Source organism: Nocardiopsis sp. N85 (genome assembly GCF_028882275.1).
Lineage (GTDB): Bacteria > Actinomycetota > Actinomycetes > Streptosporangiales > Streptosporangiaceae > Nocardiopsis > Nocardiopsis lambiniae.
In genome coordinates this window covers 317,615-339,943 of sequence record NZ_JARBUT010000001.1, presented here as the reverse complement: position 1 = coordinate 339,943, position 22,329 = coordinate 317,615, and the positions used below count along the sequence as shown (strand labels likewise).

The 22,329-nt window shown below is 71.6% G+C and carries 20 protein-coding genes; 6 read left to right on the top strand and 14 right to left on the bottom strand.

Translation table 11 applies throughout. From position 1 onward, the window contains the following. Positions 1 to 106: 106 nt before the first annotated feature. The 4 genes from PWG71_RS01360 to PWG71_RS01345 all read right to left on the bottom strand — a co-directional run bounded on the left by PWG71_RS01360 (position 107) and on the right by PWG71_RS01345 (position 6,211). On the bottom strand, positions 107 to 2,593 hold the full coding sequence (locus tag PWG71_RS01360) for a DNA translocase FtsK (RefSeq protein WP_274807595.1): 2,487 nt from the start codon (positions 2,591 to 2,593) through the stop codon (positions 107 to 109). Positions 2,594 to 2,769: 176 nt separating this feature from the next. Then, the gene (locus PWG71_RS01355) at positions 2,770 to 4,455 is read right to left on the bottom strand and encodes a ribonuclease J (RefSeq protein ID WP_274807594.1); all 1,686 of its coding nucleotides are present in this window, start codon (positions 4,453 to 4,455) and stop codon (positions 2,770 to 2,772) included. After that, a complete protein-coding gene (dapA, locus tag PWG71_RS01350; protein ID WP_274807593.1) occupies positions 4,452 to 5,423 on the bottom strand; it encodes a 4-hydroxy-tetrahydrodipicolinate synthase in 972 nt (323 codons plus the stop codon). Before dapA ends, PWG71_RS01355 begins: the two co-directional genes overlap by 4 nt. A 407-nt stretch (positions 5,424 to 5,830) precedes the next feature. Beyond that, complete coding sequence (locus tag PWG71_RS01345) at positions 5,831 to 6,211, bottom strand: phage holin family protein (protein WP_274807592.1); 381 nt, start codon at positions 6,209 to 6,211, stop codon at positions 5,831 to 5,833. Positions 6,212 to 6,296: 85 nt separating this feature from the next. On the opposite strand from PWG71_RS01345, the gene PWG71_RS01340 reads away from it, so the two are divergent. The 4 genes from PWG71_RS01340 to PWG71_RS01325 all read left to right on the top strand — a co-directional run bounded on the left by PWG71_RS01340 (position 6,297) and on the right by PWG71_RS01325 (position 8,800). After that, positions 6,297 to 6,848: a GNAT family N-acetyltransferase gene (locus PWG71_RS01340; RefSeq protein ID WP_274807591.1), complete on the top strand. Its 552-nt coding sequence runs from the start codon at positions 6,297 to 6,299 to the stop codon at positions 6,846 to 6,848. Positions 6,849 to 6,947: 99 nt separating this feature from the next. Continuing rightward, positions 6,948 to 7,820 carry a 1,4-dihydroxy-2-naphthoate polyprenyltransferase gene (locus tag PWG71_RS01335; protein WP_274808105.1) on the top strand — a complete coding sequence of 291 codons (873 nt, stop codon included), beginning with the start codon at positions 6,948 to 6,950 and terminating at the stop codon, positions 7,818 to 7,820. A gap of 106 nt (positions 7,821 to 7,926) precedes the next feature. After that, positions 7,927 to 8,523 carry a hypothetical protein gene (locus PWG71_RS01330; protein ID WP_274807590.1) on the top strand — a complete coding sequence of 199 codons (597 nt, stop codon included), beginning with the start codon at positions 7,927 to 7,929 and terminating at the stop codon, positions 8,521 to 8,523. Continuing rightward, on the top strand, positions 8,516 to 8,800 hold the full coding sequence (locus PWG71_RS01325; protein ID WP_274807589.1) for a hypothetical protein: 285 nt from the start codon (positions 8,516 to 8,518) through the stop codon (positions 8,798 to 8,800). The genes PWG71_RS01330 and PWG71_RS01325 overlap by 8 nt, the downstream gene beginning before the upstream one ends. A gap of 59 nt (positions 8,801 to 8,859) precedes the next feature. On the opposite strand, the gene dapB is transcribed toward PWG71_RS01325, so the two are convergent. The 10 genes from dapB to PWG71_RS01275 form a co-directional block, all read right to left on the bottom strand. Further along, positions 8,860 to 9,603 (bottom strand): 4-hydroxy-tetrahydrodipicolinate reductase, encoded by a 744-nt coding sequence (gene dapB, locus PWG71_RS01320; RefSeq protein ID WP_274807588.1) that lies wholly within the window; start codon positions 9,601 to 9,603, stop codon positions 8,860 to 8,862. 390 nt (positions 9,604 to 9,993) lie between these two features. Further along, on the bottom strand, positions 9,994 to 10,968 hold the full coding sequence (egtD, locus tag PWG71_RS01315) for an L-histidine N(alpha)-methyltransferase (RefSeq protein ID WP_274807587.1): 975 nt from the start codon (positions 10,966 to 10,968) through the stop codon (positions 9,994 to 9,996). A gap of 13 nt (positions 10,969 to 10,981) precedes the next feature. Next, positions 10,982 to 11,713 (bottom strand): ergothioneine biosynthesis protein EgtC, encoded by a 732-nt coding sequence (gene egtC / locus PWG71_RS01310; protein WP_274807586.1) that lies wholly within the window; start codon positions 11,711 to 11,713, stop codon positions 10,982 to 10,984. Next, the gene (egtB, locus tag PWG71_RS01305) at positions 11,713 to 13,056 is read right to left on the bottom strand and encodes an ergothioneine biosynthesis protein EgtB (protein ID WP_274807585.1); all 1,344 of its coding nucleotides are present in this window, start codon (positions 13,054 to 13,056) and stop codon (positions 11,713 to 11,715) included. The genes egtC and egtB overlap by 1 nt, the downstream gene beginning before the upstream one ends. Continuing rightward, on the bottom strand, positions 13,053 to 14,336 hold the full coding sequence (gene egtA / locus PWG71_RS01300; RefSeq protein WP_274807584.1) for an ergothioneine biosynthesis glutamate--cysteine ligase EgtA: 1,284 nt from the start codon (positions 14,334 to 14,336) through the stop codon (positions 13,053 to 13,055). Before egtA ends, egtB begins: the two co-directional genes overlap by 4 nt. Before the next feature lie 365 nt (positions 14,337 to 14,701). Then, positions 14,702 to 15,760 (bottom strand): ABC transporter ATP-binding protein, encoded by a 1,059-nt coding sequence (locus PWG71_RS01295; protein WP_274807583.1) that lies wholly within the window; start codon positions 15,758 to 15,760, stop codon positions 14,702 to 14,704. After that, entirely contained in the window at positions 15,757 to 16,755 is a 999-nt protein-coding gene (locus PWG71_RS01290; protein ID WP_274807582.1) for an ABC transporter ATP-binding protein, read from the bottom strand. Before PWG71_RS01290 ends, PWG71_RS01295 begins: the two co-directional genes overlap by 4 nt. Beyond that, positions 16,752 to 17,702, bottom strand: coding sequence for an ABC transporter permease (locus PWG71_RS01285; protein WP_274807581.1), 951 nt, complete (start codon positions 17,700 to 17,702; stop codon positions 16,752 to 16,754). The genes PWG71_RS01290 and PWG71_RS01285 overlap by 4 nt, the downstream gene beginning before the upstream one ends. Continuing rightward, positions 17,699 to 18,748: an ABC transporter permease gene (locus PWG71_RS01280; protein WP_274808104.1), complete on the bottom strand. Its 1,050-nt coding sequence runs from the start codon at positions 18,746 to 18,748 to the stop codon at positions 17,699 to 17,701. Before PWG71_RS01280 ends, PWG71_RS01285 begins: the two co-directional genes overlap by 4 nt. An 11-nt stretch (positions 18,749 to 18,759) precedes the next feature. Then, the gene (locus PWG71_RS01275; protein WP_274807580.1) at positions 18,760 to 20,601 is read right to left on the bottom strand and encodes an ABC transporter substrate-binding protein; all 1,842 of its coding nucleotides are present in this window, start codon (positions 20,599 to 20,601) and stop codon (positions 18,760 to 18,762) included. Positions 20,602 to 20,835: 234 nt separating this feature from the next. Between PWG71_RS01275 and PWG71_RS01270 the strand changes: the two genes are divergently transcribed. Both PWG71_RS01270 and PWG71_RS01265 read left to right on the top strand, forming a co-directional pair. Continuing rightward, positions 20,836 to 21,549, top strand: coding sequence for a metal-dependent hydrolase (locus tag PWG71_RS01270; protein ID WP_274807579.1), 714 nt, complete (start codon positions 20,836 to 20,838; stop codon positions 21,547 to 21,549). Between the two features lie 101 nt (positions 21,550 to 21,650). Further along, entirely contained in the window at positions 21,651 to 22,310 is a 660-nt protein-coding gene (locus PWG71_RS01265; protein WP_274807578.1) for an O-methyltransferase, read from the top strand. Positions 22,311 to 22,329 lie beyond the last annotated feature (19 nt).

Below are 22,329 nucleotides of genomic sequence, written 5' to 3'. Positions count from 1 at the left end.
CGCCCCGCCGCCGCGCGGCGCCCCGGCACGGAGGGCCTCCTCATCGGTCGACGGGGGAACACGCCGGTGGTGCCGCTCGTGACGAGCGGCACCACCGGAACCCGGGCTAACCGCCCCGGATGTCGGTCAGGACGGCGGGCAGTTGGTCGGGTTGGACCAGTACGTCGCGGGCCTTGGAGCCCTCGCTGGGGCCGACCACGTCGCGGCTCTCCATGAGGTCCATCAGCCGGCCGGCCTTGGCGAAGCCGACGCGCAGCTTGCGCTGGAGCATGGAGGTCGACCCGAACTGGGTGGTGACCACCAGTTCGACGGCCTGCAACAGCAGGTCCAGGTCGTCGCCGATCTCCTCGTCGATCTCCTTCTTCTTCGTGTCGGCCACCGCGACGTCCTCGCGGTAGCTGGGCTCGGCCTGCTTCTTGCAGTGCTCGACGATCGCCCGGATCTCCTTCTCCGACACCCAGGCGTTCTGCAAACGGATCGGTTTGCCCGCGCCCATCGGCAGGAACAGGGAGTCGCCCTTGCCCACCAGCTTCTCGGCCCCGGGCTGGTCGAGGATGACCCGGCTGTCGGCGAGGCTGGAGGTGGCGAACGCCAGCCGGGAGGGCACGTTGGCCTTGATCAGGCCGGTGACGACGTCGACGCTGGGACGCTGGGTCGCCAGCACCAGGTGGATGCCGGCCGCCCGGGCCAGCTGGGTGATGCGCACGACCGCGTCCTCGACGTCGCGCGGGGCCACCATCATCAGGTCCGCGAGCTCATCGACGATGACCAGCAGGTACGGGTAGGGCTCATAGACCCGTTCGCTGCCCAGGGGGGCGGTCAGCTCACCGGTGCGCACGGCGGCGTTGAAGTCGTCCACGTGCCGGTACCCGGAGGCCGCCAGGTCGTCGTAGCGCCGGTCCATCTCCCCCACCACCCACTGGAGGGCCTCGGCCGCCCGTTTGGGATTGGTGATGATGGGCGTGATCAGGTGCGGGATGCCCTCGTACATGGTCAGCTCGACCCGCTTGGGGTCGACCAGGATCATCCGGACCTCGTCGGGGGTGGCCCGCATCATCAACGAGGTGATGAGCCCGTTGATGCACGTCGACTTGCCCGCGCCGGTGGCGCCGGCGACCAGCACGTGCGGCATCTTGGCCAGGTTCGCCACCACGTTGGAACCCTCGACGTCCTTGCCGAGGCCCACCAGCATGGGGTGGTCGTCGGAGGTGGCCACCGATGAGCCCAGGACGTCGCCCAGGCTGACGATGTCCTTGTCCGTGTTGGGGATCTCCACGCCGATCGCGGACTTGCCGGGGATCGGCGACTGGATGCGCACGTCGGCGCTCTTGACGGCCAGGGAGATGTTCTTGGTGAGCGCGGTGACCTTCTCGACCTTGACCGCGGGGCCCAGCGAGATCTCGTAGCGGGTGACCGTGGGCCCCCGGGTGAACCCGGTGACCTCGGCGTCGATGCCGAACTGGGTGAGCACCCCGGTGAGCGCCGCCAGCACCTCGTCGTTGGCCTTGGTGCGCGGCTTGACCGGGCTGCCCGGCTTGAGCATCGGCGGCGGGGGCAGCTCGTAGTCGCCCTCCACCACCCGGGAGGGGAGGGTGAGCTGCTCGCTGACGGTGGGCGCCGGGGTGGGATCGGGGACCGTGGTCTTCTTCCGTCCGCCCTTCTCGGGCTCGATGACGGTCCCGGCCCGCGCCGCCCCCTCTTCGTCGGTCGGCGCCGGCCCGAGGGGCCCCTCGGGCAGCACCGGGCCGTCGTAGGGGCGTTCGTGGTCCCCGGCCACCGTCTCGCCGGCCGTCTCCTCGGTCTTCTTCCTGGACCTGCGCTTGCGGGCGGGCTTCTTCTCCGGCTCGGCGCCCAGGATGCCGATGCCCGCGTCGGGTCCGGCGTCGCGTTCCATGAGGGCGCCCATGAGGGTGTGGAGCCGTTCGGGGATGCGCCGGATGGGTGTGGAGGTGACCACGAGGATCCCGAAGACGAGGACCAGCGAGAGCAGCACGCCGGTGAGCCAGGGGGTGATGACGGCGCTCAGCGGCCCCGAGGCGACGAACCCGATGAGACCGCCCGCCTCCTGGAGGGCCGCCATGCCCTCGGAGGGCCGCGGGATGCCGTGACCGATGTGGATGAGGCCGAGCAGACCCAGCATGATCGCGGTCGTGCCGATGAACAGCCGGCCGGCGTCGCCCTCCTTGGCCGTGCTCGGCGTGCGCATCAGACGGACCGCCAGCGGCAGGAACAGCAGCGGCAGGATCGGCGAGAACGTGCCGAAGGCGCCGACCACCACCAGACGGGTGTACTCCGGCAGCGGCCCGTCGCTCTCCCACCACACGGCCGCCGCCACCAGGATGCCGGCCGCCAACAGCAGCAGGCCGACGCCGTCGCGGCGCAGGTCGGGGTCGAGGTCGCGGGTGCTGCGGCCCACGGCGCGGGCCGCGCCGCCGACGGTGTGCGCGACGAGTTTCCACAACACCAGCAGGAACTGTCCGAACATGGTGACCGCGAACGCGATGGGCCCGTCCGGCATCCGCTTGGCCGGCGGTCTGCGCGCGGCCGGGGACTTCTTGCGCCCGGAACCGCTTGAGGAGGCACGCGCGGCCATCGGGGGTCACCTCCGATACGGGGGAAGGGTCGATCGTCCGGCGGGCACGAGGGACCGCCACGGCGCGGAGCCTATCGAGATGTCCATCCCGAGGCGTGTTCCTCCGGCGGCGTGTCGTGGAACGCCGAACGGCCCGGGTCGCCCCGGGCCGTTCGGCGCGCATCGCCCCGGGCCGGTCAGACCTCGACCAGGACCGGGATGATCATCGGGCGGCGACGGTAGGTGTCGTTGACCCAGCGACCCGTGCTGCGCCGGATGAGCTGGCGCAGCTGGTGCGGGTCGTTGACCCCGTCCTTGGCCGCCTTGTCCAGGGCGTCCTGGAGCCGGTCGATGACGTCGTCGTAGGCGTCGGCGCCGATGCCCGCGCCCCGGGTGTGGATCTCCGGCTCGCCCAGGATCTTGCCCGTGGTGGAGTCCACGGCGACGACGACGGAGATGAAGCCCTCCTCGCCGAGGATGCGGCGGTCCTTGAGGGCGGCGTCGGTGACGTCGCCGACGGAGGAGCCGTCCACGTACACGTAACCGGCCTGGACCGCGCCGACGATCTTGGCCCGGTTCTTGTGCAGGTCGACGACCACGCCGTCCTCGGCGATGACGATCCGGTCGGACGGGACGCCCGCCAGTTTCGCCAGGTCGGCGTGGGCGCGCATGTGTCGCCACTCGCCGTGCACCGGCATGAAGTTGCGCGGGCGCACCATGTTGAGCACGTACAGCAGCTCACCGGCGGGCGCGTGCCCGGACACGTGCACCAGGGCGTTGCCCTTGTGGACCACCTTGGCGCCCCAGCGGGTCAGTCCGTTGATCACCCGGTTGACCGAGTTCTCGTTGCCGGGGATGAGCGAGGACGCCAGCAGGATGGTGTCGCCCTCCTCGATGCGGATCTGGTGATCGCGGTTGGCCATCCGGCTCAGTGCCGACATGGGCTCGCCCTGGGAACCGGTGCAGATGAGCACGGCCTTCTCGGGCGGCATGTCGTCGATCCGGCGCGCGTCGATGACGGTGTCGCCGGGGATGGTCAGGTACCCCAGGTCGCGGGCGATGTTCATGTTGCGGACCATCGACCGGCCGACGAAGGCGATCTTGCGACCGTGCTTGGTGGCGGAGTCGATGACCTGCTGGACCCGGTGGACGTGCGAGGCGAAGCAGGCCACCACGATGCGCTTGTCGGCCTGGCGGAACACCTTGTCGATGGCCTCGCTCAGGTTGCGCTCGTGGATGACGAACCCGGGCTGCTCGGCGTTGGTGGAGTCCGACAGCAGCAGGTCCACGCCCTCGTCGCCGAACCGGGCGAACCCGGCCAGGTCGGTGAGGCGGCCGTCCAGCGGCAGCTGGTCCATCTTGAAGTCACCGGTGTGCAGCACCGAGCCGGCGGGCGTGCGGATGCCCACGGCCAGCGCGTCCGGGATGGAGTGGTTGACCGCGAAGAACTCCAGGCCGAAGGGGCCGAAGTCGTGCCGTTCCCCCTCCTCGACCTGGATCGTGACGGGATTGATCCGGTGCTCGCCGAGCTTGGCGGAGATCAGCGCCAGGGTGAGCCGGGAACCGACGATGGGGATGTCGGCCCGTTCGCGGAGCAGGAACGGGACGCCGCCGATGTGGTCCTCGTGGCCGTGCGTGAGGATGATCGCCTCGACGTCGTCCAGGCGGCCCCGGATGTACTCGAAGTCGGGCAGGATCAGGTCGACGCCGGGCTGTTCCTCCTCGGGGAACAGCACACCGCAGTCGACGATGAGCAGCCGGCCGCCGTACTCGAAGACCGTCATGTTGCGGCCGATCTCACCGAGACCGCCCAGGGCGACGATGCGCAGGGCGCCCTCGGCGAGAGGCGGCGGCGAGCTCAGATCGGGGTGCGGGTGACTCATACGGAACCCTCCGTGAGGCGCTCGACGCGGACGGCACTGGCGGGGACGGCCTGGTGCGGGGCCAGACCGATCGGGCCCTTGACCCCGGCGGCGGCCAGATCCTCTCGCAGAAGCGTCTGCAGTTCGGAGGAGGCGTCCGCGAGCGGAGTGCGGACCGGACCGGCGGGCAGGCCGAAGAGATTGAGGATGGCCTTGGTCGTGATGACGCCCTGGGTGCGGAACATCCCGGTGTAGACCGGGGTGAGACGGCGGTGGATGGCCAGCGCCTGGCCGACCTCGCCCGCCTCGTAGGCGTCGATCATGTCCTTGAGGTCGGTGCCCACGATGTGGCCGACGACGCTCACGAAACCGGCGGCGCCCACCGACAGCAGCGGCAGGTTGAGGATGTCGGTGCCGCAGTAGTAGGCCAGGTCGGTGCGCTCCATGACCCAGGAGCTGGCGCCGACGTTGTCCTTGGCGTCCTTGTTGGCCACGATGCGCGGGTGCTCGGCCAGCCGGACCAGGGTCTCGGAGGCGATCGGCGTCCCGGTGCGGTGCGGGATGTCGTAGAGCATCACCGGCAGCCCGGTGGTGTCGGCGATCTCGGTGAAGTGCCGGATCAGGCCTTCCTGCGGCGGCTTGTTGTAGTACGGCGTCACCGTCAGGAGGCCGTGCGCGCCCGCCTTCTCCGCGGCCCTGGCCAGCTTGACGCTGTGTCGCGTGTCGTTGGTGCCGACCCCGGCGACGATCTGGGCACGGTCGCCGACCGCCTCGATGACGGCGCGGAGCAGCCGGTCCTTCTCCTCGTCGCTGGTCGTGGGCGACTCACCCGTCGTGCCGCTGATGACGAGGCCGTCGTTGTGCTGCTCGTCGACCAGGTAGGTGGCGAGTCGGGCGGCACCGTCGTAGTCGAGTTCCCCGTCTTCGAGCATCGGTGTGACCATCGCGGTCAACAACTTGCCGAACGGGCGGTACTTCGTGTTCACCATCGTGTGTGAAAGGCGTGCGGACCGCCGCCGTGGGGCGGTGGGGTCCATGGTCGCCCCTCCTCCTCTCGGTGTGTACGGTGCCGCCGTTCGGGGCGGCACCGATGGTGTGACGTCACTGATGAAGAATGCGGAACCGTGTGTCCGCCGCCACGGCCGAGGCCGGACGTGACCGCCGTGCGGTCCACGCCGGGGGTCGGTCGTGGAGAAGCCTGTGCCGGCCGGGTTGGCCCGCGTCCGTGGGACGCGGTCACCGGAACCGGTGTCGACCCCGTCCTCGTGGGTCGAGGGAGGGGCCCGCATGTGAACCTACCCGTCCCGTGCCCCGGCCGGGTGGCCGGGACACGGACGGGAGCCCGCGGATCGGGGCGGGCGGGTCGAAGTGGGCGTCGGCCGCCGTATCCGGGACCTCAGTCGTCCTTGCCGTCCGGCAGGAACAGACTGATCAGCCAGCTCACGACGGCGACGATGATCGCGCCCCAGAAGGCGTCCCAGAAACCGGCGATCTCGAAGGGAAGACCGAAGAGACCGGCGATCCACTCGGTGAGCAGGAACAGCAGCGCGTTCACGACCAGGCCGATCAGCCCGAGGGTCAGCGCGTAGAAAAGGCAACCGACCGTTTTGACGATCGGTTTGATGATCGCGTTGACCACACCGAAGATCAGGCCGACCGCCAGGTAGGCCAGGATCTGGCCGGTGGTGTCCTGAGTCGTGATCTCGATGCCGTCGATCAGGAGGACCGCTGCCCACAGGGCGAGCGCGTTCACGATGACTCTGATAATGAAGCTCACAACATAGATGTTCCCACGCCATGGCAAGGTCCGGAAACTCCGGCGTGGGTGTACTCGTGTCGATGACTCCCCAGGAGGCCTGATCGTGTCCGGTGCCCAGTTCGTCCGTCCCGCCCGAGCCGCCGATGTCGGCACCGTGGTGGACCTCCAGGTGGCCTCCTGGCGGGAGGTGTACCGGGCGCTGCTGCCCCCGGAGGTGATCGGGGAACTGGCCGGTGAGGAGGCCCGGGAGAGCTTCCGCGCGCAGTGGTCGGCGGCCCTGGAATCACCCCCGACCTCCAAGCACCGGCTGGTGGTGGCCACCGACGAGAACGACGGGGTGCGCTCGGTGGTCGGATTCGCCGCCTTCGGCCCGGCCGGCGACCCCGACCTGTGGCCGGCCACGGACGCCGAGGTCTTCGCGTTGCACGTGGATCCGGAGCTGACCCGGCGCGGACACGGTGGCCGCCTGCTCAACGCGAGCGTGGACCACCTGGTCGAGGACGGGTTCACCACGGTGCACGTGTGGGTGCCCGAGGCCGACAACGCGCTGCGGACGTTCTTCGAGTCCTCGGGGTGGGCGGCCGACGGGGCACGACGGGAGATCGACCTGGGGTCGACGCTGCCGATGGTGCGTCTGCACGCCGCCATCGCCTAGGGTTCCGGGCCGGGTACGGGGCCGTCGCGGGCAGGCACTACCGTGGGGAGGTCGTATCGGCGCGCACGCGCCGACCGTCGAACGATGAAGGGACCGGCAGTGGCCACGGTCAGCGAATGGATCTCGGGGATGCGCCCTCGGACGCTTCCCAACTCGATCGTCCCGGTGGCGGTCGGTACCGCGCTGGCCTTCGCCCTGGACGGGTTCGTGTGGTGGAAGGCCCTGTTGGCGCTGGTGGTCTCGATGGCCCTCCAGGTGGGGGTGAACTTCGCCAACGACTACAGCGACGGGGTCAAGGGCACCGACACCGCGGAACGGACCGGGCCGACCCGGTTGACCGCGACCGGGCTGGTGGCGCCGAAGCGGGTCCTGGCCGCCGCGCTGGGGGGCTTCGCGTTCGCGGGTGCGGTGGGTCTGGTGCTGGTGGCGACCACGTCGTGGTGGCTGCTGCTGGTCGGCGCGGTGGCGATCGCCGCCGCCTGGTACTACACCGGCGGACGCACCCCGTACGGGTACCGGGGCCTGGGCGAGGTCTCGGTGTTCGTGTTCTTCGGGCTGGTGGCCGTGGTGGGCACCGTGTTCGTGCAGCTGGAGGCGGCGCCCTGGCAGGTGTGGACGGCCTCGGTGCCGGTGGGCCTGCTCTCCTGCGCGGTGCTGGTGATCAACAACCTGCGCGACATCCCCACCGACCGGGAGACCGGCAAGATCACACTGGCGGTCCGGTTGGGGGACTCCGGGACGCGGCGGCTGTACGCGGGGATGATCGTCGCCTCCTACGCCGTGGCCCTGGTCCTGACACCGGTCTTCTGGTGGACACCGCTGGTGCTGCTGTCGGCGCCGCTGGCGGTGCCGCCGCTGCGCCGGGTGCTGGGCGGCCAGGTCGGCCGCGACCTGGTGCTGGGCCTCGGGGAGACCGGCCGGCTCCAGATGGCGTTCGGTGTGCTGTTCTCGGTGGCGCTGCTGCTCGGCTGAACCCCCTCCCGCGCGGGGAATCCGGGCGGGTGGCCGGATGCGGCCGGAGGCGATTCGCAAGTCGGGCGTGACCGGGCGGAGACCACCCCGTGCCTAGGTTCGGGGCATGGTCATCACCCCCCGCAGGACCGTCGCGGCCCTGGCCGCCGTGGCGCTGACACTGACCGTGGCCTCGTGCGGTGGCGGCAACCCCGCCGAAGGCCCCCGCCCCGACGCCGCCGCCGGCGGGCAGGGACGCGATGGCGACGCGTCCGCCCCCTCGTCCGCCGAAGAGCGGGAGGCCCCTCCCCCGCCGGACGCGGACACGGCGGCCGAGCGCACGTATCTCTCCCAGCGGATCCAGGGTACGGACATCACCGTGGGCGTCGACCCGTTGGTCCGGACCGGTGACCTCGTCGAACTGACGCTGACGATCCACATCGTCGACGGGTACCTCCCGAGGGATCTGCTGGACGTGGGTGACGGCGACGGTACGGCCCTGGAGGCGACGGAACTGATCGACGCGCACAACCTGAAGGCCCATCGGGTGGCCCGCGACGAGAACGGGGTGTGCGTGTGCTCCGACGTGGGAACGGCACCGGAACTGGAGACGGGGGACGTCCTGGTGCTCGGCGCGACCTTCGCCGCGCCACCGGAGGACGTGACCGAGATGAACGTGCGGGTCCCCTTCGCCGGGACGTTCACCGGGGTTCCCGTTGTCTGAGGTGGGATCGGGGCACACCACGTCGGTCGGCCGGTTCCTGGGCTGCTGCCTGATCGCCCTGCTCGGTCCCCTCCTCGCCGTGGGGCTGTTCTTCGCGTTCCTCGTCTCGGCCCTGAGAGATCCTCCCGACGGACCGCCGGGGACGTACGTCCCCGAGGTCGGCGGGGGCGAGGTGGACACCGCTCCCGTCTCCGGGATCAAGGCGCCCGTGGAGGACTTCGAGGCGCCCATCGAGGACTTCGAGGCGCCGATCGTGGACGACGTCCCCTCGGACTGAGCCCCGGGCGCGCCGACGCCCCCGGGCCGACGGGCGGTGCGGGGGCGTCGGGACGCGGGTCAGCTCAGGTCGAGCAGGGGTTCCAGGCCCATCGTCAGCGGAGCGGGCAGGTCGGCGACCCTGCGGACGCCGAGCAGCACGCCGGGCATGAACGAGGCCCGGTTCATGGAGTCGTGGCGGATCTTCAGGGTCTCCCCGTCGGTGCCGAACACGACCTCCTGGTGGGCGATGAGCCCCTGGACGCGCAGCGCGTGCACCCGCACACCGTCCACGTCCGCGCCGCGGGCGCCGGGGATCTCGGCGGTGGTCGCGTCGGGCATCCGGCCCAGACCGGCCTCACGGCGCGCCTCGGCGATCAGCTCGGCGGTGTGGTAGGCCGTGCCGCTGGGGGCGTCGGCCTTGTTGGGGTGGTGCAGCTCGATGATCTCGGTCGACTCGAAGTAGGGCGCGGCCTTCTGGGCGAAGTGCATCATCAGCACGGCGGCGATGCCGAAGTTGGGGGCGATGAGCACCCGGGCCCCCGGCTTCGCGGCGAGCAGCTCGCGCACCCTGTTCAGTTTCTCCTCGTCGAAACCGCTCGTGCCGACGACGGCGTGGATCCCGTGGCCGATCAGCCACTCCAGGTTGTCCATGACCACGTCGGGATGGGTGAAGTCGACGACGACGTCGGCCCCCAGCACCCGATCGCGGTCCGCGTCGTCGTCGACGCCACCGACGAACTCCATGTCGTCCGCGCCCTGGACCGCCTTGACGACCTCTGACCCCATGCGCCCTTCGGCGCCGAAAACTCCTACCTTGAACACGGCACGAGCGTAGCGGATCCCCACCCCCCGTCGCGGTGTGACCTGGCCCGGCAGCGGGCCCCGTGCGACGATCGCCCCATGGCGAACGAGGGCACCGGACACGGCGGGAGCGTCTCCCCGGGTTCCCATCGTCGGCCGGGTTCCCTGCTGAACGAGCGGCGGGCTGCGGGCGGCGGTGCCGGGCGCCCTGATACCCCTGGCGGCTCCAGACGACGGTGGTGTCGGTGCTCGCGCCACCGGAGCGCCGGGCGCGAGCAGCGCCCGCATGGGCGGCGCCCCTCCGGTGCGCGCGGCGCTGCGGTGCGTGGTGGGCGGCTCCTTCGCGATGCCGGTGACCGGTGGGCACGCTGGTGGGGACGTTCACCTCGCTGGAGGCGTCCGGGTGCGGTGTCAGCGGGCGGCGGACAGGCTCAGGGAGAAGTCGCCGTCCGGGTCGGTCCACCAGTGGGTGAGGTCGAACCCGGCGCCGTCGAGTTCTCGGATCAGCCCCTCCTTGCGGAATTTGGCGGAGACCTCGGTGCGCAGTTCCTCACCGGCGGAGAAGTCGACCTCCAGGTCGAGGGCGGCGATGCGCACGTGCTGGTCCACACGTGAGCGCAACCGCATCTCGATCCACTCCTCCTTCTCGTTCCAGCGGGCGACGTGGTCGAACTCCGACGGGTCGAAGTCGGCTCCCAGTTCGCGGTTGATGACGTTGAGGACGTTGCGGTCGAACTCGGCGGTGACCCCCTGGGCGTCGTCGTACGCGGCGACCAGCCGGTCGGGGTCCTTGACCAGGTCGGCGCCGAGGAGGAAGGTGTCGCCCGGCCGCAGGACCGACCGGATGTCGCGCAGGAACGCCGCCCGGGGGCCGGGTTCCTGGTTGCCGATGGTGGAGCCGAGGACGGCGATGGTCTGTCGGCCGCCGTTCTCGCGGACGGGCAGGAGCCCGAGGTGGTGCTCGAAGTCGCCGACGACGGCGTGCACGTCCAGTCCGGGGTAGTCCTCGGCCACCTTGTGGGCGGAGGCGGCGAGGAAGTCGCCGCTGACGTCGACGGGGACGAACCGGGCGAGGGTGCCGTGGCGGCGCATGGCGTCCAGCAGCAGTCGGGTCTTGACGCCCGAGCCCGAGCCGAGTTCGATGAGCGCCTCGGCGTCGGCGGCGTCGGCGATCTCGTCGGAACGCCGTTCGAGGATGGTCCGCTCCGCGCGGGTGGGGTAGTACTCGGGCAGGGCGGTGATGTCCTCGAACAGGGCACTGCCGCGTTCGTCGTAGAACCATTTGGGCGGCAGCTGTTTGGGCGTCGAGGTCAGGCCCGCGGCCACGTCCCGGCGCAGTGCCTTGTCGAGGTCGTCGGCGGTCAGGTTGCGATCGATGCGGAACACGGCGACTCCTTCGTCAGACGATGGGGTGGATCTCGGTCCGCTCCCCCGTGGCCACGGCCACCGACCCCTCGGGCACCTCACGCCAGCCGGGGGCCTCGTCGAAGGGCTCCGAGGCCAGGAGGACGCCTCCCCCCGGTTCCCTCAACGTGAACAGGGTGTCCCCGGCGGCGGTGCCCACGAGGGTCTCGCCGTCGGTCGCCAACAGGTTGTAGCGCCCCTCGGAGTGCTCCCGGGCGTGGCGGACCACGGCGGCGAGCGAGCCGGGCAGGTCCCCGGAGGCCCGCCACAGGCGCACCGTGTGCGCGAACAGGGGGGCGGAGTCCACGGGGGCGCGGGCGTCGATCACCCCCGGTGGCGGCGGAAAGGCCGCCACCAGGGCGTCGTCGTCCTTGACCGCGCCGTTGTGGCTGAACAGCAGCCGTCCGGCGCGGAAGGGCTGGGCGCTCCCCTCGTCGGTGCCGAAGCCGATGGTGGCGTCGCGCACCGCCGCCAGCACGCAGCCGGAGGTGAGGGCGCGGGCCGTCTCGGCGAAGGAGGTGTCGCCCCACATCGGCAGGGCGCGTCGGTAGCGCAGGGGCTCGGGGATGTCGTCGGGGTACCAGCCCACCCCGAATCCGTCGGCGTTGACCGTCCCGTGGCGTTGCATGCGCGGCGCCCAGGACTGGACGTGGAGCGAGTGGGGCGCCGCGTACAGCAGGTCGTACACCGTGCGCGGGGGCCCCAGGTAAGCGAGGTGGCGGCACATCAGGCGGGTTCCGGGTGGCGCGCGCAGCGGAACCCGCTGAAGATCTGCCGTCGGATCGGGAGGTCCCAGTTGCGGAACGTGGAGCGCACGGCCGTGGGGTGGGTGGCCCACGAGCCGCCGCGCAGCACCTTGTACCCGGAGCCGAAGAACACCTCGGAGTAATCGCGGTACGGGAAGGCCCGGAACCCGGGGTAGCCGTCGAAGGTGGTGGAGGTCCACTCCCACACGTCGCCGATGAGCTGCTGCACCCCCAGAGGGGAGGCCCCGTCGGGGTGATGGCCGGCGGGCGAGGGCCCGAGCCTGCGCTGGCCGAGGTTGGCGTGGCGGGCCGTGGGCTCGTCGTCCCCCCACGGGTAGCGGTGGGAGCGTCCGGTCACGGGGTCGAAACGCGCCGCCTTCTCCCATTCGGCCTCGGTGGGCAGACGTTTGCCGGCCCACTTCGCGTAGGCCTGCGCCTCGTGGAAGTTGACGTGCTGGACGGGTTCGTCCGGCGGTACCACTTCCCGTCGGCCGAAGCGGCGGCGGGACCAGCCCTGGCCCTCGCGTTCCCAGAAGGCGGGGGCGAACGCGCCCCGCTTCTCCTTCCACTCCCAGCCCTCCCGGCTCCACCAGCGCCGCGTCCGGTAACCGCCGTCGTCCATGAACGCGCGGTAGGCGGCGTTGGTGACGGGGGCGGTGTCGATCAGGTAGGCGGGCAGGTCGACGGTGTGGGCGGAGCGTTCGTTGTCGTAGGCCCAGGGGTCGTCGGCGGCGCCCATGGTGAAGGGGCCGGCCGGGACGAGGACCTCGGGGTCGGCGGGCGGACGCAGGGCGGTGACGTCGGCGAGCTCCTCCAGCAGGACGGGGGCGCCCCGGCGCAGCTGGTGGGTGGCGAGCATCGTCTCGTCGTGCTGGTGCTCGTGCTGGATGACCAGGTGGTAGACGCGTCCGGCGGCCAGCAGGGACGGCGGCTCGTCGGGGCCCCGTTGGGCGGGGACCGTCAGGTCGACCGTGTCCAGGGCGTCGAGCACCTCGCGTCGGACCCTGTCGTTGTAGTCGCGGGCCTCCTGTGGGCGCAGCAGCGGCAGGCTGATGCGTTCGGCGCGCGGGTTCTCGAAGGCGTCGTAGAGGTGGTCGATGTCGGGGCGCAGCGCCTCGCGTCCGGCGGCGGCCCGCAGCAGCCACTGCTCCTCGTAGTTGCCGATGTGCGCCAGATCCCAGACCAGCGGCGACATCAGTGGCGAGTGCTGAGCGAGCAGTTCCTCCTCGTCGAGCACGTCGAGGGTCAGCCCGTTGCTGCGTCGTCGGCCGTGGTCGAGTTCGGCGGCGATGCGTTCCTTGGAGATGTCCTGTTCGTGGTTCACCGGGCTCCTCCACCGTGTCGGGAGTGACGGTCCGCCGCGCCCGCGTGGGCGGTGTGCGGCTCGGGCACGCTCGGCCGTGTGTCGGCGGGGCTGAGCCCGCGGCGGGTGTGGCGGTCGGCGTAGTCGTCGACGAGGAGGGCCAGGGACGCCGCGCCCATGCGGGGCAGGGCCTCGACGGCCGTGTCGAGGCAGCGTCGGGCACAGGCGGCGACGTCGGGGTCGGACATGCCGTCCCGGGCCGCGCGCAGCCACAGCCCGGGTTCGGGGAGACGGCCGCCGCAGAGACGCTCGGTGGCCTCCTCGGCGACGGCCCGGGCCCGGGGGTCGTCGAAGAGGGCGGCGGCGACCGCGACGGGGACCGGCCACCAGCGCAGGGGCAGGGCGTCGATCATGCGCAGTTCCCACCATCCGCGGGGGCGGACCGGCGGGAAGAGGGTGCTCAGGTGCAGTTCGAGGTCGGCGAGGGTGACGGGGCGCGGGCCGTGCCCGGCGATCCACTCGGCGAAGGTGATACCGGGGTCGGGCAGCCAGGTGCCCTCTCCCCCGGGGATCTCGGGAACCGCCATGACGTCGGCGGCCAAGACGTACTCGATCCACGCGGTGGCCGGATCGGAGGGGGCGCCCGAGCCCGCGACGGGGGCGGTGCGGTCGGCGTCGATGCCCGCCCAGATGGCCCAGCGGGTCGACTTCCAGCCGGTGGGGCGGCCGCGCCAGATCGCGGAGTTGGCGAACGCGGCGACCAGCACGGGACCGAGCCGGTGCGCGAGTTCCCAGCGGGCGCGCAGGTCGGCGGGGTCGGCGCCGGTGTCCAGGCACACCTGGAGCGAGGCGGTGGAGCACATCATGGTGTGACCGCCGTGGCTGCGGCGTCCGGCGAAGAAGCGCTCCATGGCCCCGTACCGGGGCAGTCGGAGCTGTCGGCGGGGCGTGCGCACGGGGTCGAGCGCGGACTCGACCAGGCACAGGCCGTCCTGCGCGAGGGTCTTGCCGATGTACTCCAGGTCGGCGGAGAGCGCTTCGTGCGCCCGGGCCGGCCCGGGAAGGGCGGGCGAGCTGAGCTCGATCTGTCCGCCGGGTTCGAAGGTGATCAGGCTGCCCGCGGGCGGGGGGCCCGTGCCCTCCAGCAGCGCCGCGAGGCGGTCGATGGTGACGGTGACGGTCGGGTCCGCGGCGTCGGTGACGAGCCACTCGGTCTCGGCCCCGACCTTTCCGGGGGGGCCGGTCTTGAAGCAGACCCCGTTGATGTACTCGTGGACGTCTTCCGTGGTCATGCGCGCCATGGGGCGCCCTCCTCGGGACCTGGCCGCCCCGCACGGGACGACACCTCCCATGTCTTCCCCCGGTCTCCACCGCGGCGAACGTTCCGACCGGTCGGAAACATGAGCACATGATATGGAAGATCACGTTCGCGGCCTTGGTCCGGGAACGGCATCCCAGGTGGCTTCGGTCTTTCCGGTGGACGGCGTCATCCCCACCCGCCAGAAAAGTGACTCAGATCACATTTTCTCCCCTGGGGGTGTTCGCCCACCGGGATCCCGCACCCGTTCGAGGTCGGGTCGGCGTCGAGGAACCGGTCCCGCGCCCCGGCGCGCCCGTCTCCGGGCGCCCCGGCCCGCCCGGGAACGGACGGCTCCGGGACGTCCCGTCACACGGCGTCCGGAGAGGTCCCCTCCTGGGCGAGCGCCCAGTGACAGGCCGTCACGTGCGCGCCAGCGCCGCCCGGGAGGATGTCGGGGTCCACGGTGCGGCACCGGTCCGCGACACCCGCGCGCGCGGCCTCACCGGAGGCCAGCACCGGGCAGCGCGGATGGAACCGGCAGCCCGGCGGGACCCGCTTGGGGTCCGGCGGTTCCCCGGACAGGACCACCGGTTCGCCACCGGCTTCGGGCAGCACCGACAGCAACGCCCGGGTGTACGGGTGCCGGGGACCGGACAGGACCTCCTCGACCGTCCCCAGTTCCACCACCCGCCCCAGGTACATCACCGCGACCCGGTCGGCGATGTTCCAGGCCAGGCCGAGGTCGTGGGTGGCGATGAGCGCGGACAACCCCAGGTCGGCGCGCAGGTCCAACAGCAGGCGCAGGATCTCACCGCGCACCGAGGCGTCCAGCGAGGCCACGGGTTCGTCGGCCACCAGGACCTCCGGTTCCAGCACGAGCGCACCGGCGATCACCACGCGCTGGCGCTGACCCCCCGACAGCTCGTGCGGATACCGGGCCAGGAACCGCTCCGGCGGACGCAGGCCGGCCCGGGACAGCGCCCCGGTCACCCGTTCCGCCTCGTCGGAGAGGGTCCCCTCGTGGATGCGCAGCCCTTCGGCGACCGACTCGTAGACGGTGCGCCGGGGGTTGAGCGAGCCCATCGGGTCCTGCTGGATCAGCTGCACCCGGCGCCGGTAGGCGCGCAGGGCGCGCGAGGAGTGGCGCAGCACCGCCCCCTCGAAGGTCACCGTGCCGGAGGTGGGACGCTCCAGACCGAGCAGCACCCGGCCCAGAGTGGTCTTGCCGCACCCGGACTCCCCCACCAGGGCCACGATCTCACCGGCGGCCACGTCCAGGTCGACGCCGTCCACGGCCCGGGCCGCCTCGCGGCCGCCGCCGAACCCGGAGGTGAAGACGACCCGCACGCCCCGGGCACCGAGGATCGGCGCGCCACCGCCGCTGTCGGGCGTGGACGCGGTCGCGTCGGTCTCCGTCGTGCTCAACGGACGCCCTCCTTCGACTGTCCCACGTGAACACAGGCGGCACTGCGCTCCGAGCGCCCCTCGGTGTCGGGGTCGACCGGCCACAGGGGCGGGTCGACGGTCGCGCACACCTCCTCGGACACGGGGCAGCGCGGCCGGAACACGCACCCCGAGGGCGGGTCGGCGGGATCGGGCGGATCGCCCGGCAGCCCGCGCGGGGCGAGCCGGGACGCCGGATCACCGATCCTGGGGAAGGCGGCGCCGAGCGCGACGGCGTAGGGGTGGACGGGGGCGCCCATCACCCGCCCGGCCGGCCCCTCCTCCACGATCCGGCCCGCGTACATCACCGCGACCCGGTCGCAGACGTCGGCGAGGACCGACAGGTCGTGGCTGATCATGAGCATGCCGATGTCGTGTTCGGCGACCAGGCGTCTGAGCAGGGTCAGGATCTGCGCCTGGATCATCACGTCCAGGGCGGTGGTCGCCTCGTCGGCGACGATCAGCCGCGGCTCACAGGCCAGCGCCATCGCGATCATGACGCGCTGGCGCTGACCGCCGGACAGCAGGTGGGGGTGGTCGTTGGCGCGGGAGGCGGGCAGACCCACCTGTTCGAGGAGTCCGGCGACCCGGTCGCGGACCCGCCCCCTGGGGACCGTCCCGTGGACGAGCAGGGGCTCGGCTATCTGGTCACCGATCCGCCGCACCGGGTTGAGCGAGTGCATGGCCCCCTGGAACACGATGGCCGCCTCCGCCCAGCGGACCGCGCGCAACCGCCCCCATCTCATGGTGAGCACGTCCTCTCCGGCCACCGCCACCCGGCCGGTGACACGGGCGCCGTCGGGCAGCAACCGCAGCAGCGCCAGGGCGATCGTGGACTTGCCGCTGCCGGACTCCCCGGCCAGGCCGACCGTGTCGCCCGGGTCGAGGGACAGGTCCACACCGCGCACGGCCGGGACCTCGACGCCCCCGGAGCGGTACGTCACGTGCAGATCGCGAACGTCGAGAAGAGAGGTCAACGCTGCTCCCGGAGTCGGGGGTCGATGACGGCCTCAAGGGCTCGGCCGCACAGGGTGAACGCGAGGGCGACCAGGGCGATCGCCAGCCCGGGCGGGATCATGTACCACCAGATGCCGGAGCTGATCGCGCCGGCGTTGCGGGCGCTCTCCAGGATCCCGCCCCAGGAGATGGTGGTGGGGTCGCCCACGCCCAGGAACGCCAGGGTGGACTCGGCGATGATCGAGGTGGCCACGAGCAGGGTGGTCTGGGCGAGCACGACCGGCATGACGTTGGGCAGGACGTGCCAGAGCATGACGTGGGCGTGGCCGCCGCCCAGGGCTCGGGCCCGTTCCACGTAGGGTCGGGCCTCCACCGCCAGGGTCTGGGCGCGCACCAGGCGCGCGGTGGCGGGCCACACGGTCAGGCCGATGGCGATGATGATGGTGCCGGTGCCGCGCGGCAGGACGGCGGCCAGGGCCACGGCGAGCACCAGGGTCGGCAGCACCAGGAACCAGTCGGTGAGCCGCAGCAGGATCGAGGACAGGATCCGCCCGGCGGTGCCGCCGGCCGCGCCGAAGTGCCCGGCGGTGACGCCCACCAGGGTGCCCAGCGACACCGACACCACGGTCGCCAGGAAACCGACGGTCAGCGAGACCCGCGATCCCCAGATGACGAGGTCGAGAATGGACCGGCCGTAGTCGTCGGTGCCCAGGGGGAACCGGGCTCCGGGCGGTTCGAAGGCGGCCCCGGGAGCCCGGGTCACCGTGAGGTCGGCCGGGTCGACCAGCAGGGGCGCGGCCAGGGCGAGGACGACCATGGCGAGCAGGCCGACCAGGCCGACGACCCCGGACCGGTGACGGGCGTACTCCCGGGCGAGGTCGCGCAGCGCCTCACGGCGTCGGCGGCGGGCCAGTGCCCGCGGGGACGGAGGCGCGGGGGGCGGTGTGGACGCCGGTTCCGCGGTCATGGGCGCACCCGGGGGTCGATCAGCGGATAGACCAGGTCGGCGATGAGGTTCATGACGATCACCGAGGCCGCGAACACCACGAACAGGCCTTGGACCAGGCCCAGGTCGGGTACGCGCAGACCGGAGTAGAAGAGCTGGCCCAGCCCCGGCCAGGAGAAGACGGTCTCGACGAGGATGACCCCGGAGACGACCTGGCCCAGGTTGAGGAAGATCAGGGTGACGGTGGGCAACAGGGCGTTGGGCACGGCGTGCCTGCGGCGCACCAGCGCGTCGCGCAGCCCCTTGGCCCGCGCGGTGGTGAGGTAGTCGGCGCCCCTCTCGTCCATGAGGGAGGAGCGCATGATCATCAGGTACTGGGCGTAGATGACCGCGACCATGGTGCTCACCGGCAGGACCATGTGCCAGGCGGTGTCGAGCACGACGTTCACGGTCCCGGTGACGCCGGGGGTGGTCATGCCGCCGGTCGGGAACAGGCCGGGCAGCGGGTCCCGACCCGAGGCGAACAGCACGATGAGGAGCAGGCCCAGCCAGAACGTCGGCACGGACCAGAAGAACAGCGCCACCGTCGTGTTGATCCGGTCGGCCGGCCCGCCGGGGCGCCAGCCGGCGCGCACGCCCAGGAACAGGCCCAGCAGCGCCGCGATGAGCGTGCCGGTACCGGCCAGCAGGATCGTGGGCCCGATCCGTTCCAGGATGAGCTCGGTGACCGGTTCCCGGTACTGGAACGAGGTGCCCAGGTCCAGGCGGAGCAGGCCCAGGGCGTAGTCGAGGAACTGCTGCCCCAGGGGCTGGTCGAGGCCGAACTGGCGGCGCAGTTCCGCGCGCTGTTCGGCGGTGACCTCGCGTCCCTCGGTCATGGCGCGGACGGGGTCGCCGGGCAGGATGCGGAACAGGAAGAAACCGGCGACGACCACGGCGACCAGGGACAGGCCCGCGGTCAGCAGGCGACCGGCGACGTAGCGGAGCACGCGGCCGATCCGGCCGGAGGCGGCGGCCGCGGGCGCGGAGGAGGGGGTCTCCTCCTCCGCGCCGGACGGAACCGTGATCGGGGCGCCGGTCACTCGCGGTCCTCCGCGGTGGCCCGGTTGCGGAAGAACAGGAATCCGCCGCCGGCCACGAGCACCAGCGCGACCGCGCCGACACCGACCGACACCGCGGTGGGCACGCCGCCGGAGCCGCCCCGCCCCGCCTCGGCGGGCCGCGCCGCCCAGAACGCCCAGTAGCCGTCCTGGCCCCAGATGTTGCCGCCCTCGGCGGGCTGGGTCAGGAGGGTGCCCTCCCGGACGTGGTCGGTCCGGTAGGCCTCACGGATGTCGGGGTAGGTCAGGACGTTGACGACGGCCTCCTCGTAGAGGACGCGCTGGAGGTCGTGGATGATCTCGGCGCGCGCCCCGCGGTCGTACTCCCTGAGTTGGTCGGCGTAGAGACCGTCGTACTCCTCGTCGCAGAAGTAGGCGTCGCCCTGCATGGTGCCCGGTTCGGTGGGCAGCGCGTCGCAGGTGTGGATGCCGAAGACGTAGTCGGGATCGGGGTTGACCGTCCACCCGGTGAAGATGAGGTCGTACTCGGCGGCGTAGAGGGCGTCGCTGAGCACGCCGGGGTCCACGGTCAGGTTCTCGACCTCGACGCCGATGTCGGCCAGGCGCTCCACGATGATCTTGCCGGCGCTGACGTTGTCGGGGCGGTCCTGGTGGACGTGCATCCGCAGTTCGAGGCGGTCCCCGTCGGGGGAGACGCGCACACCGTCGTCGTCCGTCTCGTAGCCGGCGTCGTCGAGCGCGGCGTTGGCGGCGTCCGGGTCGAAGTCGAGGATCGCCTCACCGCCCTCGGGAGACCAGTGGAACTCGCCGTAGCGGGCCGGGATGTAGCCGCCGGCGGCGGTGGCGCGTCCGCCGTGCGCCTTGTCGACGATCTCCTGGTTGTCGATGGCCATGACGATGGCCCGGCGCAGGGTGACGTCCTCCAGGGCCGGGTGGCCGTCACCGAACTCGTCGCCGTCCCGGGTACGGGCGCCCGGGTTGACGGTGAAGGCCTGGAACCGCTTGCCGTCGGCGAAGTTGACCGCGATGTCGTCGACGCCGTCGAGGGCGTCGGCCTGGGCCGCGGTCAGTTCGTAGACGAAGGAGACCTCGCCGCTGCGCAGGGCCTCGACGGCCGCGTCCTTCTCGGAGTAGTACCGGAAGACCAGCGCGTCGAAGCCGGGGGCGCCGTTCCAGTGGTCGGGGTCGGCCTCCAGGGTGATGCTCTGGCCGCGGTCGTGAGCGGTGAGGACGAAGGGGCCGCTGCCGACCGAGGGCAGGTCCTCGCCGGTGTAGTCGGAGAAGGCGTCGCCCTCGCGCTCCACGATGGGCTCCCAGACGTGCCGGGGCACGATGGGCACGGTCAGCGAGGTCATGGTGGCCTGGGGTTCGGTCAGCTCGATGACGACGGTGTGGTCGTCGGGGGCGGTGACCTCCTCGAACCCGGCGACGTAGCTGCCGTTGGCGATGGCGGCCGCCTCGTTCTCCATGATCGTGGTGAACGTCCAGACCACGTCGTCGGAGGTCAGTGGCTCGCCGTCGGTGAAGGTGACGTCGTCGCGCAGGTGGAAGGTCCAGGTCAGACCGTCCTCGCCGGTGTCCCAGCTCTCCGCCAGGGCCGGGGCTGGGGCGGCCGTGGCCTGGTCGTTGGTCACCAGCGGGTCGTAGACGTGGGAGAGGATGTTGGTGGTGACGGCGAGCTGGGCGGTGAAGGGGTTGAAGGAGTCCACCTGCTGGGCGACCGCCACCGTGAGGGTGGTCCCGGCCGCGGGGGAGGCGGCGGCGGGGGTCGCCGCCGTACCGACGATCAGCAACAGCGCGGTTCCCGTGGTCGCCGCCCGCCGGAACGGTGACGCGGGTGGAGGGTGATGGGAGTGCATCTCGGCCCCTGTCAGGATCGTGGGGTGGTGGCCGGGCCACCAGGGGGGGTCGTTGGTTGTCTACCAACGGACGGCGATGAGCGTCAATGACCTACGAGGTGCGCCGTGCCATCGCAACGCATTCGCTTCCGGGGGGCGGCACAGGGGGTGTTCCCGGGTGTCGAGTGGCCCGTGACGACGACCGTGATGACCCCGCCTTGGCACTGTTCGGCGTACTCCGCTACGGTTCCCGCCATGATGGGGCACTCTCACGCACTGAGCGGCGTGGTCGGCTGGATGGCGGTCGTTCCGCTGGTCCAGGGAAGGCAATTCCTCGGTCTGGACTTCAATCTCGGACCGGGTGAGATCATCGCGGGCTCTCTGGTGTGCGCGGGGGCGGCCCTGCTCCCCGACGTGGACCACAAGAGCGCGACGGTGACCAAGACCTACGGCAAGGTCACGGAGGTCCTGAGCGACATACTGTCGTTCCTCTTCGGCGGCCACCGGATGGGCACCCACTCGTTCTTCTTCGCGGTCCTCATGGGTGTGATCGTGCAGCTCCTGGCCCTGTGGTCGGAGCTGGCGGTGCAGATCTTCGTCTTCCTCCTGATCGGCATCGCGCTCCAGGGCCTGGGTTTCGGCCTGGACAAGAACCGGGTCGCTTCGGGGATCATCAACGCGCTGGCCACGGCCGCGATCACCCTGACCCTGTTCTCCGCGGGAACCAACTACACCTGGCTGGGCCTGGCGGTGGCGTTCGGTGTGGTCCTGCACTTCTGCGGCGACATGATCACCAAGATGGGCGTGCCGATCTTCTGGCCGTTCTGGAAGAAGCGCATCGGCCAGAACATGGGCTTCAAGACCGACGGCCCGGTCGAGAAGAAGGTCATGACCCCGCTGCTCACGGTGGGCGTGATCGTCGGCTCCATCTACCTCTTCGACTGGCCCGCGCTGCTCCCCGAGTACTGACGGCGCCCCGCCCTCCCCGCGTCCCCCTTTCCCGCGCGCCCCGCCCGACCCACGTCGGCGGGGCCCTTCCTTTTCCGAGGTCCCGGGCTAAGGTGGGCGCCGTGACACGAACCACAGAGAGCCTCACCCCGGAACTGTACGACTACCTCGTCGCCCAGGGCGCGCCCGTGGACGACGTGCTGGCCGACCTGGTCGAGGAGACCGCGCGCCTGTTCCCCGAGAGCAAGGGGATGCAGATCGGCCCCGAACAGGGGACCTTCACGACCCTGCTCACCCGCGTCTCCGGAGCCCGCGACGTCGTGGAGATCGGCACCTTCACCGGCTACTCCTCCCTCTGCCTGGCCCGCGGACTGCCCGACGACGGCACCCTGCTGGCCCTGGACGTCAGCGAGGAGTGGACCTCGGTCGCCCGCCGCTACTGGGAACGGGCGAAGGTCGCCGACAAGATCACGCTGCGGCTGGGCCCCGCCCTGGAGTCCCTGCGCGCCCTGCCCGAGGAACCGCTCTTCGACCTGGCCTTCGTCGACGCCGACAAGGAGGGGTACGTCGACTACTGGGAGGAGCTCGTCCCGCGCCTGCGCCCCGGCGGGATCGTCCTGGCCGACAACACCCTGTCGCACGGCCGGGTCGTCGACGCCTCCGACACGAGGGCGCACGTCCAGGGCATCCGCGACTTCAACGCGCGCCTGGTCGCCGACGACCGCGTCACCCAGGTGCTGCTGCCCATCGGCGACGGTCTGACCCTGGCCCGCAAGAACTGACCCGGCGCCGTGCCGTGCG

Coding starts and splice junctions, on each gene's coding strand:
- PWG71_RS01275 (WP_274807580.1), bottom strand. CDS start 20,601: ATGCACTCCCATCACCCTCCACCCGCGTCACCGTTCCGGCGGGCGGCG.
- PWG71_RS01285 (WP_274807581.1), bottom strand. CDS start 17,702: ATGACCGCGGAACCGGCGTCCACACCGCCCCCCGCGCCTCCGTCCCCG.
- egtA (WP_274807584.1), bottom strand. CDS start 14,336: ATGGCGCGCATGACCACGGAAGACGTCCACGAGTACATCAACGGGGTC.
- PWG71_RS01360 (WP_274807595.1), bottom strand. CDS start 2,593: ATGGCCGCGCGTGCCTCCTCAAGCGGTTCCGGGCGCAAGAAGTCCCCG.
- PWG71_RS01270 (WP_274807579.1), top strand. CDS start 20,836: ATGATGGGGCACTCTCACGCACTGAGCGGCGTGGTCGGCTGGATGGCG.
- dapA (WP_274807593.1), bottom strand. CDS start 5,423: ATGGTGAACACGAAGTACCGCCCGTTCGGCAAGTTGTTGACCGCGATG.
- egtC (WP_274807586.1), bottom strand. CDS start 11,713: ATGTGCCGCCACCTCGCTTACCTGGGGCCCCCGCGCACGGTGTACGAC.
- PWG71_RS01355 (WP_274807594.1), bottom strand. CDS start 4,455: ATGAGTCACCCGCACCCCGATCTGAGCTCGCCGCCGCCTCTCGCCGAG.
- PWG71_RS01330 (WP_274807590.1), top strand. CDS start 7,927: ATGGTCATCACCCCCCGCAGGACCGTCGCGGCCCTGGCCGCCGTGGCG.